The 14,192-nt window shown below is 64.4% G+C and carries 11 protein-coding genes; 4 read left to right on the top strand and 7 right to left on the bottom strand.

Annotated elements, in window-relative coordinates; all coding sequences use genetic code 11:
• Window positions 1-26: 26 nt before the first annotated feature.
• Window positions 27-917: a DMT family transporter gene (locus CLU94_RS20430; RefSeq protein WP_099666972.1), complete on the bottom strand. Its 891-nt coding sequence runs from the start codon at window positions 915-917 to the stop codon at window positions 27-29.
• A 107-nt stretch (window positions 918-1,024) separates the two neighbouring features.
• On the opposite strand from CLU94_RS20430, the gene CLU94_RS20425 reads away from it, so the two are divergent.
• Together CLU94_RS20425 and CLU94_RS20420 are read left to right on the top strand one after the other, a co-directional pair.
• Window positions 1,025-1,804, top strand: a complete 780-nt coding sequence (locus tag CLU94_RS20425; protein WP_099666971.1) for an AraC family transcriptional regulator — start codon at window positions 1,025-1,027, stop codon at window positions 1,802-1,804.
• 80 nt (window positions 1,805-1,884) lie between these two features.
• Complete coding sequence (locus tag CLU94_RS20420; RefSeq protein ID WP_099666970.1) at window positions 1,885-4,347, top strand: tetratricopeptide repeat protein; 2,463 nt, start codon at window positions 1,885-1,887, stop codon at window positions 4,345-4,347.
• On the opposite strand, the gene CLU94_RS20415 is transcribed toward CLU94_RS20420, so the two are convergent.
• From CLU94_RS20415 to CLU94_RS20400, 4 genes are all read right to left on the bottom strand, one after another.
• Complete coding sequence (locus CLU94_RS20415) at window positions 4,344-4,991, bottom strand: FABP family protein (protein ID WP_099666969.1); 648 nt, start codon at window positions 4,989-4,991, stop codon at window positions 4,344-4,346. The genes CLU94_RS20420 and CLU94_RS20415 overlap by 4 nt on opposite strands.
• Before the next feature lie 78 nt (window positions 4,992-5,069).
• Window positions 5,070-5,594: a hypothetical protein gene (locus CLU94_RS20410; RefSeq protein ID WP_099666968.1), complete on the bottom strand. Its 525-nt coding sequence runs from the start codon at window positions 5,592-5,594 to the stop codon at window positions 5,070-5,072.
• Between the two features lie 2 nt (window positions 5,595-5,596).
• The gene (gene map / locus CLU94_RS20405; RefSeq protein WP_099666967.1) at window positions 5,597-6,400 is read right to left on the bottom strand and encodes a type I methionyl aminopeptidase; all 804 of its coding nucleotides are present in this window, start codon (window positions 6,398-6,400) and stop codon (window positions 5,597-5,599) included.
• 14 nt (window positions 6,401-6,414) lie between these two features.
• Entirely contained in the window at window positions 6,415-7,011 is a 597-nt protein-coding gene (locus tag CLU94_RS20400; protein WP_034783384.1) for a TetR/AcrR family transcriptional regulator, read from the bottom strand.
• Between the two features lie 112 nt (window positions 7,012-7,123).
• On the opposite strand from CLU94_RS20400, the gene CLU94_RS20395 reads away from it, so the two are divergent.
• Window positions 7,124-8,638 carry an AMP nucleosidase gene (locus tag CLU94_RS20395; RefSeq protein ID WP_099666966.1) on the top strand — a complete coding sequence of 505 codons (1,515 nt, stop codon included), beginning with the start codon at window positions 7,124-7,126 and terminating at the stop codon, window positions 8,636-8,638.
• A gap of 44 nt (window positions 8,639-8,682) precedes the next feature.
• On the opposite strand, the gene CLU94_RS20390 is transcribed toward CLU94_RS20395, so the two are convergent.
• Both CLU94_RS20390 and CLU94_RS20385 read right to left on the bottom strand, forming a co-directional pair.
• Window positions 8,683-9,153 carry a cyanophycin metabolism-associated DUF1854 family protein gene (locus tag CLU94_RS20390; protein ID WP_099666965.1) on the bottom strand — a complete coding sequence of 157 codons (471 nt, stop codon included), beginning with the start codon at window positions 9,151-9,153 and terminating at the stop codon, window positions 8,683-8,685.
• A gap of 2 nt (window positions 9,154-9,155) precedes the next feature.
• Window positions 9,156-11,426: a cyanophycin metabolism-associated ABC transporter gene (locus CLU94_RS20385; RefSeq protein WP_099666964.1), complete on the bottom strand. Its 2,271-nt coding sequence runs from the start codon at window positions 11,424-11,426 to the stop codon at window positions 9,156-9,158.
• A 514-nt stretch (window positions 11,427-11,940) separates the two neighbouring features.
• Here CLU94_RS20385 and CLU94_RS20380 point away from each other — a divergent pair.
• A complete protein-coding gene (locus tag CLU94_RS20380; RefSeq protein ID WP_099666963.1) occupies window positions 11,941-14,118 on the top strand; it encodes a cyanophycin synthetase in 2,178 nt (725 codons plus the stop codon).
• Window positions 14,119-14,192 lie beyond the last annotated feature (74 nt).

The raw sequence follows: 14,192 nt of genomic DNA, 5'->3' as shown, positions 1-14,192 counted from the left end.
TGCAAAACATCAGCATAGCAAAAATACTACGCTTGTGCGCGCTTCAATGGGCGTTTCAGGTACTGCACCATCACCACGCCCAGCAGGGTCACGCCGCCGCCGATCACATCGTAGCTGTGCAAGGTTTCACCGAGGAACAGCATGGCGATGACTACCGTAAACACGGGCAGCAGATTCATCAAAGTGGTGGCGCGGCTCGGGCCCAGCTTGGCCAGGCCATGCATCCACAAGAACGGCGCGATGATGGACGCGGGAATGCCGGCAAACAGCACCAACGGCAAGCCGGCGCCGGTGACGGGCGGCGCGGACTGGCTCAGGTAATACACGAACAGCACGGGCACGGCGCACCACACCTGGATCAGCAGGGAGTGCCAGTTATTCAGGGGAATCTTCCAGCGCTTGAGCAGCACGCCATAGCCCGCATACGACAGGCACGCCAGCAGCATCAGGGCGTCGCCCACGGCCGCGCCATGGGCGATCAGGGCGGCCGGGTCGCCATGGCTGAGCAAGTAGCCGAGCCCCAGCAGCGACACGAAACCGCCAAACACGCCGCCCACGGTGGGCGCTTCTTTCAACAACAAGACGGACAGGCCCACGGCCAGCAGCGGCATCAGCGATGCGAGGATACCCATGTTGGTGGCCGTCGTCGTTTGCGCCGCGATGTAGGCGAGGCATTGGTACATGACCATGCCCAACATGCCCAGCACAAACAGTTTCCCAAGATATGGTTTCACCACGACACGCTGCTTCCACACGGCGCGGCCAAACACGAGCGCCAGCAGCACGCCGGCCAGCAGCCAGCGGTAGAACGAGATGGCGGCCGGATCGATCACGCCCACGGCCATCTTGCTGACGATGGTATTGATGGCCCAGATCAGCACGGCGATCACGGGAAACAGATAATGCTTGGCTTTCATGCAGGAACTCCACTATTCAACGAGCACCATTTTCGCATGGTCCGATTCCATGGATATAATGCATATCGGACAAACGATGCAAAGAACAGGACAAAACAGGAGATCCGATGGCCAGCAACCAGCACTTTCCCGCCGTTTCCGACACCCTGCCCTATCCCGTGTACTTTCGCCTCGACGATTACCACGCGCACCAGCAATTCGATTACCAGAGCCATCCGTGGGGCCAGCTCACGTATTGTTCCACGGGCGTGATGGAAATCATGGTGGCGGGACAGCGCTACCTGTCGCCGCCCCAGTACGCCGTGTGGATACCGCCCGAAACCTTGCACGACGGCTATATCCGCCAGGATGTGACCTTTCACTCCGCCTACATCGACGCCAGCCTGTGCGCGCAGTTGCCGGCGCAGCCGTGCGCGCTGGTGCTCAGTCCACTGCTCAAGGCCATCCTCGGCGACTTTGCCGAACGGGGCGTCACCACGCCCGCCACGGCAGCCGACCAGCGCCTGGCGCAAGTACTGGTCGACCAGTTGCAGCTGGCGCCCTGCAGCCGCAACTATTTGCCCGGCAGCGACGAACCCGTCATCGCGGCGCTGCTGGCCGCCCTGCAGCTTGATCCCGGCAGTAACCGCTCACTGGCCGAGTGGGCCGCGCAATTGCATGTGACCGAGCGCACGCTGGCCCGGCGCTGCCAGCGCGAACTGGGCATGCCGTTCGGCGAATGGCGCCAGCGCCAGCGCTTCCTGGCCGCCCTGCCCCTGCTGGAACAGGGAGCAACCGTGCAAGCGATCGCGCTGGAACTGGGCTACAGCACGGCCTCGGCCTTCATCGCCATGTTTCGCCGTCAAGGCGGCGGCACGCCGGACCAGTTCCGCCGCGGCCTGCGCTGAAAAAGGAAGCCAGGGGTAGCCGCCTTGTCATATGGGGATGCTAAAATTCAAACATCTTTCCAGAGAGCAAAAGGACGCGCATGAACCCCAGCACCGACACGGCCACCGATACCCAAGGCAGCGAGGACATGCCCCAGGCATCAGCAACGGCCGTGACGGCGCCTGCGCCCATCAAGCTCGACAAGGAAGACATGCCCACCGTGCTGGGCAAGCTGCGCACCCTGGTGCAGGACAAGACGCGCTTCGAGCCGCACGACATCACGCCGCTGGGCGAGGAAGACGTGCTGCAGGATTTTTCCCTGCAAGCCAATTACGCACTGGAAGCGCGCTTCGAGCAGCGCGTCATCAATGGCTATTTCGCGCCGGCGGGCAATGACTGCCGCTGTGGCTCGCACGAAGTGGGAGCACTCGCTCACGCGCAGGAAAAGGAACGGCTGCGCCGCGCGGCGGGCAAGCTCGACAATGCCTTGCGCCAGGCGGGCCAGGCCTACAACGGCGTCGAGGCGGGCGTCTACCTGCCGCACGCCGTCAAGTACTGGCACCTCGATACCTGCAGCAACTGCACCGGCCGCGGCCGCATCGGCTGCCACACCTGTTATGGCGCGACGACGGAAACGTGCTGGAATTGCCACGGCGGGCGCACCGTCAGCTGCGACGCCTATGGCTGCTACGGCAGCGGCAAGGTGTCGTGCTCGTATTGCAGCGGCAGCGGCACGGTGTCCGAGCAAGTCACCGATTACGTCACGGTGCAAGTGCCCACTACCACCTACAGCAACGGCAGCTCGCACACCAGCTACCACAGCGAAACGCGCACGCAATACCGCACGGAATATCGCTCTTGCTACCATTGCAGCTTCGGCAAGGTCAGCTGCAACACGTGCCACGGTTCCGGCAACATCAATTGCGGCACCTGCCGCGCCAGCGGCAAGGTTACGTGCCGCACCTGCAGCGGCGTGGGCGACTTGCGCTGCAACCCCTGCGACGGTTCCGGCAAGGTGGGCAAGGCGGCCTGGGTCGACGTGCACGTGGCGCCCGGCTACAGCGTCAGCCTGCCCAAGCAGGCGCAGGACGACGCGCGCCGCATCCGCGACAAGGAGAGCGTGCACTCACTGGCAGCCATCGCCAGCAGCCTGGCCCTGGCGAAAGTGAGCATTTACAATGAAGACCAGCCGCAGGAAGTCGACGCCTTGTATGGCGGCAAGCTGCGCATCGTGCGCCTGGACGCATCGTGCAACGCGGAAAAACATCACCTGGTGGCGTACGGCACGGACTTGCGCTGGCTGACGCTCGATGACATCGTGGAAAAGCTGCTGCGCGGCGACCTCAAGGCGCTCAGCGACGCGCTGGCCGGCAGCGCCGACGACGGCCTGTTCTCGGCCCACGTCCAGGGCTTATTGACGCCGCTGCGCGACGTGGCCGCCTCGGAACTGAATGCGGACGTGATCGAGTCCGTCCTCAGCGGCGACGCGGACCATGCGCACGTCGATGTCGTCTCCGCCGACTATGCGCAGAATGTGCGCACCTGCGTGCTGGGCGCCCTGCGCCAGGTCTACACGCGGCTGGCCAAGCAGTTCTGGTGGAAAAGCGCGCTGGCCGCGCTGGCCGCCGCCATCGCCGCCTGGTTCTTCGCCGGCCGCGGTGCCGCTGCCGTGGCCGGACTGCTCGTCACGGGCGCCGGTTACTGGCTGTTCAACCGCAAGGTCAAGACGGTACTCAGCGAGGCGCTGGGCGGCGAACGGCAGGCCGAACGGGCCATGGGCATCGCCGGCAAGGGCCGCCGCAACCAGCTGGCGCAAGTGCTGATCCTCGCCCCCGCCAGCCTGGCCGTGCTGGCCGCCAGCTATGGCTTGCCGACGCGCGTGCACCCGGTTTCCGCGCCACAGCAAACGGCCATGGCGTCGGCGCCCGTCGCGCCCCATGCGCCGGCCGCCGTGCCGCAGGACGCGAGCAGCGCCAAGGCCGTCAAGCTGTATGAAAATGGCGACAAGGCGCAGGCGCTGGCCATGCTGGAAAGCCTGGTCGGCAAGGGCGACGCGGGCGCGTACGGCCTGTATGGCTGGATGCTGCTGATGGGCGAAGGCAAGCCCGGCCCTATCACCGCGCCAACGGCGCAGCAGCGCGAAGCGCGCCAGGTGGCCGCCAAGCCCCTGATCGGCAAGGGCCTGGTAAAGAACGACAGCTATGCGCTGACGGCGAAGGGCGTGATGCTGGCCGAAGGCTGGCAAGAGCCGCGCAACATGGCGCGCGGCCTGGACCTGCTGAAACAGGCCGCGAACAAGGGCAATGCGCAAGCCATGCACTTATTGGGCCTGTACCACGTGCGCGGCTACCAGATTCCCGTCAACCACAAGGAAGCGCGCAAATGGTTCACCCTGGCCGCCGACAAGGGCAGCGCGGGCGACATCTACAACCTGGGCCTGATGGACTGGGAAGGCGCGGGCCTGAAACGCCCGGACCGCGCCAGCGCCATGCAGCGCTGGAAGATCGCCGCCGCCATGGGCGAGGAGCGCGCGGTCAAGGCGGTGGCGCAAGGAAAACCTTAGGCGGTTGCGGCCAGCGCCTGCAGGGCCATCGGGTTCGGCGTCGGCTCGCCGACCTTGGTCAGCAGGTTGCGGTCCGTGTGGTGGAACGGCTCGTCCTTGCCGCGGATCAACATGACCGTGTCCTCGTCGTAGCCCCAGGTGCCGTCGGCGTGGATATCGACCTTGATGCGGTATTCGACGGTGGTGAACGCGTGTTCGAGGAAGGGGTTCGAGCAGATGCCGTACGCCGTCGAATCGCGCTTGGCCACCAGTTCGAAACTGGTGGCGTCCGCCGTCGTCGTGCCGGACGCCATGGCGATCTGGCCGCGCGGGATGGCCAGGGTCTGGATCACGGCGCCCGTGGCCGGTTCCCACAGCCAGTAGCCCACCTGCTCATGATACGTTTTGACCTGGTCCGGCTTGGTGATGTGGATGTAGTAGCGCAGGCCGTAGAACAGTTGCGGGCCGTTGGTGACGGGGTCGATCGGCTGCAGCTCGATGCGCTCGACGAAGGCCTGCTTGCGCGGGCCGTCGGCCTTCGGCTTGACGTCCAGGCCGCGCGTGCCCGTCCAGATGCCGGCCATGCCGGTCAGGGGGCCCAGGTTGTTCAGGGTATGCACGTCGGCGGACGGCTCGGTGTAGATATCTTCGGGAAAATCGCTCATGCGGAAGTCTTCAAAATGGGGCAACAGTGCTTGCCGCCATTGTAAGACGCGCGCCCGCCGGCGGCAAAGCGCCAGCCGTCAGGGAAACTGCGTAGTGTGGCGCTCGATGAACAGCAGGGCCGCGGCAGCCAGCGCGGGGCGCCGCGTTTCAAACACGTCTGCATCGCGCGCTTGCAGCAGGTTGGCGGCCACCTCGGGCAAGTCCAGTGCACCGCCGATGAACGCCGCCACCGCATCGATATTCGCGTACAGGGCGCTGTCGAAGCCTTCCCAGTCCACGTAGGCCAGCCACTCGGCCAGCATCACCACGCCGGCGACGGGCGGCGCCAGGGCCGCGATGCGCTCCAGGCGCAGCACGCTGTCGCTGCGGATATCTTCGTGCTGCAGCACGGCCAGCGCCACGTGCTGCAGCGCGTCTTCCGGATCGCGCCGGTACTTGTTCAGCAGGCGCTGCGTGAGCGTAAAACGTTCGATGTCGATGCCGCGCATCGCGGCCGCCACGTCGTCGTCGTGCAGCGCCAGGTGGCGCGCCGCGCAAGCGACATCCACGCCCGCTTTCGCGGCGACGATATCGGTGAGCTGCCGCCGGCGCGCGTCATCCATGCTTACACCAGCGGGTCGGTCGAGCCGGTCAGGGTGAAAATCTCGAAACCCGTTTCCGTCACGGCCAGCGAGTGCTCGAACTGCGCCGACAGCGAACGGTCTTTCGTCACCGTCGTCCATTTGTCGGGCAAGACCTTGACCTGGTAGCTGCCCACGTTGAGCATCGGTTCGATCGTGAAGATCATGCCCGGTTCGAGCACGATACCCGTGCCGGCGCGGCCATAGTGCAGCACTTGCGGCGTGTCGTGGAACACCTGGCCCACGCCATGGCCGCAGAAATCGCGCACGGAGGAAAAACCCTGCGCCTTGGCCACCGCCTCGATGGCGGCGCCCACGTCGCCCAGGGTGGCGCCCGGACGCACGGTGTGGATGCCGGCCATCATGGCCTCATACGCCGTGTTGACGAGGCGGTTGGCCAGGATGGAGACGGCGCCCACCTTGAAGGTGCGGCTGGTGTCGCCGAACCAGCCCTGGAACTTCGGCGTGACGTCGATGTTGAGGATGTCGCCCACTTTCAGGATCTTGGTCTCGGACGGGATGCCGTGCGTGACCACGTGATTGACGGAGATGCAGCTGGCGTGCTTGTAGCCGTGGTAATCGATGGTGCCGGGGATGGCGCCGGCGGCGCGCATGAATTCCTCGCACAGGGCGTCGAGCTTGGCCGTCGAGACGCCAGGCTTGACGAAGGGCGCGATGTAGTCGAGCGTGTCGGCGGCGATGCGGCCGGCCGCGCGCATGCCGATGAAGCCTTCTTCGTCGTGCAGGGGTATTTTCTTGCCGTGTTCAAGCTGGGTGGAATAGCGCATGGTTTTCTTCTTGGTTAGTGTGTGGTGTGGGCGGCCCAGCCGCGCACGGCGTCGTGCGAGGCGCGCAGCATGGCGTCGACGCTGGCGGGGATCGGCCGCTCCTGGGTCAGGTAAGGCTTGACGACGGCCACGGGCGCGTCGATCAGCACGAATTTGAGCAGCATGTGATCCAGGTCAAGCTCCGTGGTGGCGGGCATGGCTTCGGCGCAGCGGACAAAGCAGGCATCGAGTGCCGCCTGCTCCTCTTCGACGGCGGCCAGCAATTCCTCGCTGAGGCCACTGCTGAAATCGGGGCTGTCCGCGCATTGCAGCAGGAAGCGTGCATACACGGGCTTGCGCCGGCACCAGTCCAGCAAGCCGTGCACGCCGGCCCACGTATCGCCGCCGAGCCAGCGGCTGGCCACTTCCTCGCGGAAGTCGCTTTTCACGCGCAGCCAGGCGCGCGCCAGGATGGCGTTGCGCGAATCGAAGCGGTGATACACGGAGCCGATGGGCGCACCGGCCTTGACGGCGATGGCGGCCATCGAGACGGCGCCCACGCCGCACTGGGCGGCGACGGCGATCGCGCTGTCGATGAAGTTGTTTTCGTTGAATTTGGCTAGTCTGACCATTCAAATAGAATACAGATTCTATTTGAATCCGTCAAGCGGCCCCATATGCTCCGACAAGAGTTGCCCCGCTGCCTTACAATGGTATGCACGAACCGCTACAAGGAGAATCCGCTTGCTTACGCCCCCCTTCATCGCCTCCTCCCGCTTCGACGATCCACGCATGGCTTTGGCCCAAGTGCAAGCCATTTACCGCAGCAGCATCGAACACTTGCGCGATGCGCTGCAGCGCTTTGTCGCCGGCGAAGACATGCACGAACGGGTGCGCGCCTGCTACCCCTTCGTGCGCATCCAGACGGACACCGTGGCGCGCGCCGACTCGCCGCTGGCCTACGGTTTTGTCGCCGGCCCCGGCGTGTTTGAAACCACCCTGACGCGCCCCGACCTGTTCGGCGATTATTACCTCGACCAGTTCACCCTGCTGCTGAAAAACCATAACAGTGGCCAGAAGGTGCACCTGGAAGTGGGCGTGAGCGCCCAGCCCATCCCCGTGCATTTTTCGTTCGCCGAGCATGACCATATCGAAGGCAATATGGATGCAGGCCGCCGCCTGGCCATGCGCGACCTGTTCGACCTGCCCGACCTGTCGGCCATGGACGACGGCATCGCCAACGGCACGCACGAACCGGCGCATGGCGAAGCGCAACCGCTGTCGCTGTTCACGGGGCCGCGCGTGGATTACTCGCTGCAGCGCCTGCGCCACTACAGCGGCACCTCGCCGCAGCATTTCCAGAACTTCGTCCTGTTTACCAATTACCAGTTCTACATCGATGAATTCATCCGCCTGGGCCACGCCCTGATGGACCGCGCCCCCGACGCCGCCGCGCCCTCGGACGACGACGGCTACGTCGCCTTCGTCGAACCGGGCAACGTGGTCACGCGCCGCGTGGGACAGACGGTGGAAAGCGAGGATGCGCTGGGCGCCGCGCCGCCGCGCCTGCCACAGATGCCCGCCTACCACCTGCTGCGCGCGGACGGCAGCGGCATCACCATGGTCAATATCGGCGTGGGACCGGCGAATGCGAAGACCATCACCGACCATATCGCCGTGCTGCGCCCGCACGCCTGGCTGATGCTGGGCCATTGCGCCGGCCTGCGCACCACGCAAAGCCTGGGCGACTACGTGCTGGCGCATGCGTATGTGCGCGAAGACCATGTGCTCGACGAAGACTTGCCGCTATGGGTGCCGATCCCGCCGCTGGCGGAAATCCAGCAGGCGCTGCAAACGGCCGTGGCGGAAATCACACAGCTGACGGGGCATGATTTAAAGCACATCATGCGCACGGGGACCGTGGCCAGCACGGACAACCGCAACTGGGAACTGCTGCCGCAGCGTACGCCGGAGCGTCGTTTCAGCCAGAGCCGCGCCATCGCGCTGGACATGGAAAGCGCGACGATCGCCGCCAACGGCTTCCGTTTCCGCGTCCCGTACGGCACCCTGCTGTGCGTCAGCGACAAGCCGCTGCACGGCGAAATCAAGCTGCCCGGCATGGCCAATCACTTCTACCGCGAACGCGTCGACCAGCACCTGCGCATCGGCATCCGCGCCGTGGAACTGCTGCGCCGCCAGGGCGTGGACCGGCTGCACAGCCGCAAGCTGCGCAGTTTTGCCGAGGTGGCCTTCCAATAAAAAAAACGGCGCCGTGAAGGCGCCGTTTTTGATTGTTGCATCACCTACAGGAAGCGGTCGAGGATCTTGCGCGTCGTCTTGTCGATATTGAACATGTCGCGAATCAAAAAGTGGATGCCGTGGTTATCGGCGATCAAGAGCGACGCGGCGCCGATGCGGCGGATGTCTTCCTCGCCCTTCAGCACGAACTGCGTCTCGCCCCGGTCCGTGTCGACGTACCAGGTGCACGGCGTGGCGAAACTGGAGACGCTTTTCACGCGCGCGATTTCGGGCATGAATTCGCGCCCTTCCAGCTCTTCCTGCAGCAGGCTGCGCGCTGGCTCGGGCAAGGTGTCGACATGGTCGATCCACGCCACTTCCTTGCCATTGCCCAGCACCAGCGAAATGCCTTCGTCGGGCGACTGGATGGGAAAGGCGCGCACGGGCGCCACGCCTTCAAAGACCTGGCCGTCCGCATCCGTCATCACCAGCTTGCCGAAGGTGTCGCGGTGTAATGTAAAAGTTGTACTGGCCATGCTTATTCCTTGTCATCCAGGGCGAGTTCGTTGTTGCGCGCCTGTGCTTCGTAGAGGCGGAAATAGGCGCCCTCTTTCGCCATCAATTCATCGTGGCTGCCCACTTCGACGACCTGGCCACGGTCCAGCACCACCAGGCGGTCGGCGCGGTGCAAGGTCGACAGCCTGTGCGCGATGGCGATCGTCGTGCGGCCCTGCACCAGGTTGTCCAGCGCCTTCTGGATTTCTTTTTCCGTTTCCGAGTCCACCGACGATGTCGCTTCATCCATGATCAGGATGCGCGGATCGATCAGCAGCGCGCGGGCGATGGAGATGCGCTGGCGTTCGCCGCCGGACAGGCCCTGGCCACGCTCGCCCACCATCGAATCGTAGCCTTGCGGCAGGCGCAGGATGAATTCGTGCGCATGCGCGGCGCGCGCGGCGGCGATGATTTCCTGGCGCGTCGCGTGCGGCTTGCCGTAGGCGATATTTTCCGCGATGGTCCCGAAGAACAGGAACGGCTCCTGCAGCACCAGGCCGATATTGCGGCGGTAGTCGGACACGGCGAACGAGCGGATATCGACGCCGTCGAGCAAGATCGCCCCTTCCGAGACGTCGTAGAAACGGCAGATCAGGTTGACCAGGGTGCTCTTGCCCGAACCGCTGTGGCCCACCAGGCCGATCATCTCGCCCGCCTTGATGTTCAGGGTGATGCTGCGGTTGACGGCACGGTTGCCGTAACGGAAACCGACTTCGCGCAAATCGATGCGTCCTTCGATTTTGTCCAGTTTCACCGGTTGCGCCGGTTCCGGCACGCTCGACACGTGGTCGAGGATGTCGAAGATGCGCTTGGCGGCGGACGCCGATTTCTGCGTCACGGAGACGATGCGGCTCATGGAATCGAGGCGGCCATAGAAGCGCGTGCTGTAGGCGATGAAGGCGGTCAGCACGCCGACGGTGATTTCGCCGCGCGACAGCTGCCAGATGCCGAAGCACCAGATGACCAGCAAGCCCATCTCCGTCAGGAAGGACACGGTGGGCGAGAACAGCGACCAGACCTTGTTCAACTTGTCGTTGACGGCCAGGTTATGCGCGTTGGCGTCGCGGAAGCGGGCCGCTTCGCGTTTTTCCTGCGCAAACGCCTTGACCACGCGGATGCCGGGGATGGTATCGGCCAGCACGTTGGTCACTTCGCTCCACACGCGGTCGATCTTTTCAAAGCCCGTGCGCAGGCGGTCGCGCACCAGGTGGATCATCCAGGCGATGAAGGGCAATGGCGCCAGCGTCATGATGGCCAGCCACGGGTTCATCGACCACAAAATGACACCGGTCATGATAATCATCAACACGTCGGACGCGAAGTCGAGCAAATGCAGCGACAGGAAGACGCAGATGCGGTCGCTGCCGCTGCCGATACGCGCCATCAGGTCGCCCGTGCGCTTGCCGCCGAAAAATTCCAGCGACAGTTTCATCAGATGTTCATACGTGGCCGAGCGCAAATCGGCGCCCATGCGTTCGGACACCAGGGCCAGCACATACGTCTTGCCCCAGCCCAGCAGCCAGGCCAGCAGGGCCGAACCGAGCAAGCCGCTCATGTAGTACACCACCAGCCACGGGTCGATATGCTTGCCGTTCTGATACGGGATCAGCACATTGTCCATCAGCGGCGCCGTCAGGTAGGGCGGAATCATGTGCGCGGCCGTACTCAGCAGCATCAGCAGGAAGCCCAGGGCCAGCTGGCCGCGGTAGGGATGGGCGAAGCGCCACAGGCGGAACAGGGTCCAGGTCGATGGCGGCGTGTACAGCACCTTGGCGCAGATCGGGCATTCTTCCTGCTCCGGCTCGAGCGGGGCCTTGCAGCTAGGACACACTTCCTGCTCCGCTTCCAGCACGGGCTGGCCCGTCAGGTGGCTGTCGAGGCGCTCGACGAACTGTTCCAGCACGCGGATGGCGTGCAGGTTCTGGCCCAAAGTGAAGCGCCACGAGGCCAGGCGGCCGTGATCGTCGAACAGTTCCAGGTGGCCGACACCGGCGTGGTCGTGGTGCGTCAGGCGCAATCCTGGGCGGAAAGACCAGCTTTTCCAGGCGGTATCGCCGGGCGAACGTGCCAGTAAACGCTTCTCGGTGACAACAATTATGCCTTTTGTGAAACGTAATCGCGCATCGAGGTCAACCTCAACGCTACTTAAAACGTTCTCCCCTGGAGAAAGGTTGCTCTCGACTTCCGCCAGCCAGTGTTCCGGCAGCGAGGTGAGGGGAATAGTTGTTGCAGGAACACTCAGTTCAGTTGTCATCGTAAAGCATACTCCGGCTCGAGGCCAAGCCCTTCAGGGCGGGATTTGGGGGATGGGGCAGACGCCCGATCAATGTTTGTGTACTGCGCGATGGCGAGGTGGATGCACCAGTGGCAATTTCCTGTATTGTATCGAATGGATGCCTGCCGGTAAGGAATGATGGCAAAACGGCGCAAAAAAAATGCACGGCTGTCGCAGGAAGTGCCAGGCAGGCGCGGCGCTTTTGCAACGCGGCCGCGATTACGGGAGCAAGTATACAACAGCCCGCTGTTGCGCAAATGCTCCAGCTTAGCCCAGAGTCGGTATCTTTATAACAAGTATGGCAACAATTAGTAACAATTAGAATGACAACACCAGCAGAATACGAGAAGCAAACGCGACAAGAGACCGCTAAAAGTGGCACACTGCGCATACCCGGGATAAAGAACCAAGCACGAGCCTGAAAAGACTCTGTAGAGCCAACATAAAGTATCTGGCGCCCAGACGCCTGGCTTGTTATCAAGAAACCACTTACATGATCAAGAAGAAGAACATCGAATTTGCCCGCGTCACCCACTTGCGCGGCCCCAACATCTGGACTTACCGCCCGGTGATTGAAGCCTGGGTCGATATCGGCGAACTGGAAGACTATCCATCCAATACCCTGCCCGGCCTGTACGAACGCCTGGTGGCGTGGCTGCCCGGCATGATCGAGCACCGCTGCGGCGTGGGCGAACGGGGCGGCTTTTTCGAGCGCCTGCGCGAAGGCACGTGGTCGGCCCACATCCTCGAACACGTGGTACTGGAGTTGCAAAACCTGGCAGGCATGCGCACGGGCTTCGGCCAGACGCGCTCGACCAGTCAGCGCGGCGTCTACAAGATGGCCTTCCGCACGCGCGAAGAGCACGTGGGCCGCGCCGCCCTGGCCGCCGCGCGCGAACTGCTGATGGCCGCCATCAACGATGAAGCCTATGACCTGGAAGCGGCCCTGGCGCCCCTGCGCGACATGGTCGATTCGCGCTGCCTGGGTCCGAGCACGGCCAGCATCGTCGATGCCGCCACCGAGCGCCGCATCCCTTCCTTGCGCCTGAACGACGGCAACCTGGTGCAGCTGGGCCACGGCGCCGCGCAGCGCCGCATCTGGACGGCCGAAACGGACCGCACCAGCGCGATTGCCGAAGGCATCGCCAGCGACAAGGATCTCACCAAATTCCTGCTCAAATCGTGCGGCGTGCGCGTCCCCGAAGGCAGCCTGGTGCGCAGCGCCGAGGCGGCCTGGGAAGAAGCGCAGGACATCGGCGTGCCTGTCGTGGTAAAACCGTATGACGGCAACCATGGCCGCGGCGTGTCGCTCAACCTGATGACGGAAGCGGACGTGAAGGCGGCCTACGACCTGGCCGCGCGCAAGGGCGACAGCTCGGCCGTGCTGGTGGAAAGCTTCATCACGGGCGACGAACACCGTCTGCTCGTGGTCGGCAACAAGCTGATCGCGGCCGCCAAGGGCGAATCGCTGTGGGTCGACGGCGACGGCGTTTCCACCGTGCTGGAACTGGTGAACACGCAGATCAATACCGACCCGCGCCGCGGCGAAGGCGAGGATTTCCCATTGGGTACCGTCAAGCCGCATGAATCGGGCGAAATCGTGCTGGAACTGCAGCGCCAGGGCATGACCGCCCTGTCCGTGCCGCAGGCGGGCCAGAAAGTGCTGATCCAGCCGAACGGCAACGTGGCCATCGACGTCACGGACGACGTGCATCCCTCCGTCGTGCATGCGGCCCTGCTGGCCGCGCGCGTGGTGGGCCTGGATATCGCCGGCATCGACCTGGTCACCACCGACATCACGCGTCCGCTGGAAGAACAGCGCGGCGCCATCATCGAAGTCAATGCCAGCCCCGGCCTGCTGGCGCACATCAAGCCGGGCGTGGGCCAGCCCCGCCCTGTCGGCGCGGCCATCGTCGACCACCTGTTCGCCGCCGAGGAAACGGGCCGCATTCCGCTGATCGGCGTGACGGGCACGCGCGGCGCCAGCCTGATCGTGCGCATGCTGTGCAAGCTGCTCAACCTGTCGGGCCTGCACACGGGCGCCGTCTGCAGCGAAGGCATGTACCTGGACCAGCGCCGCGTCGTCAGCAGCGATTGCGTGAACTGGGACGCGGGCCAGCGCCTGCTGCTCAACCGCACCGTGCAGACAGCCCTGTTCGAAAGCAATCCGCGCATGATCCTGGCCGAAGGCCTGGCCTACGACAAGTGCCAGATCGGCGTCGTCACGGACATGGGCAGCCTCGATAGCGTCAAGGATTTCGACGTGCTGGACGAAGCGGGCCTGTACAAGGCCGTGCGCAGCCAGGTCGACGTGGTGGTGCCGACGGGCGTGGCCGTGCTCAACGCCGCCAACGCGCACGTGCTGGAACTGGCCGAGCTGTGCGACGGCAGCGTGATCCTGTATGCGCAGGACGGCGGCCTGGCAGCCATCGCGGCGCAACTGGCCGCCGGCCAGCGCGCCGTATTCGTGCGCGGCAACCACATCGTGCTGGCCGAAGGCAGCATCGAAACGGTCTTGCTGTGCCTGGACTTGCTGAAACCGGCCACGGCCGGCAATGTCGACAGCGTGCTGGCCGTCGCGGCCGCCGCCTGGGCCCTGAACCTGCCCGTCGACCTCATTTGCGCAGGTCTGCGCACCTTCGACGCGGCCCCCGGCTGCATCGGGAACTGACAGCACAGGCAAAGCAGCACTCAAGCCCGGCCAGCACGGCCGGGCCCACAAGAACACAACAGGATTACGGTTTA

The organism is Janthinobacterium sp. 13 (assembly GCF_002749695.1).
In the GTDB taxonomy this organism is placed as follows: domain Bacteria; phylum Pseudomonadota; class Gammaproteobacteria; order Burkholderiales; family Burkholderiaceae_D; genus Janthinobacterium; species Janthinobacterium kumbetense.
This window is presented reverse-complemented; position numbering and strand designations above follow the sequence as displayed.

Bases quoted from the DNA above. Each gene is read 5' to 3' on its own strand.
- CLU94_RS20430 (WP_099666972.1), bottom strand. From the start codon at position 917: ATGAAAGCCAAGCATTATCTGTTTCCCGTGATCGCCGTGCTGATCTGG.
- CLU94_RS20425 (WP_099666971.1), top strand. From the start codon at position 1,025: ATGGCCAGCAACCAGCACTTTCCCGCCGTTTCCGACACCCTGCCCTAT.
- CLU94_RS20420 (WP_099666970.1), top strand. From the start codon at position 1,885: ATGAACCCCAGCACCGACACGGCCACCGATACCCAAGGCAGCGAGGAC.
- CLU94_RS20415 (WP_099666969.1), bottom strand. From the start codon at position 4,991: ATGAGCGATTTTCCCGAAGATATCTACACCGAGCCGTCCGCCGACGTG.
- CLU94_RS20410 (WP_099666968.1), bottom strand. From the start codon at position 5,594: ATGGATGACGCGCGCCGGCGGCAGCTCACCGATATCGTCGCCGCGAAA.
- map (WP_099666967.1), bottom strand. From the start codon at position 6,400: ATGCGCTATTCCACCCAGCTTGAACACGGCAAGAAAATACCCCTGCAC.
- CLU94_RS20400 (WP_034783384.1), bottom strand. From the start codon at position 7,011: ATGGTCAGACTAGCCAAATTCAACGAAAACAACTTCATCGACAGCGCG.
- CLU94_RS20390 (WP_099666965.1), bottom strand. From the start codon at position 9,153: ATGGCCAGTACAACTTTTACATTACACCGCGACACCTTCGGCAAGCTG.
- CLU94_RS20385 (WP_099666964.1), bottom strand. From the start codon at position 11,426: ATGACAACTGAACTGAGTGTTCCTGCAACAACTATTCCCCTCACCTCG.
- CLU94_RS20380 (WP_099666963.1), top strand. From the start codon at position 11,941: ATGATCAAGAAGAAGAACATCGAATTTGCCCGCGTCACCCACTTGCGC.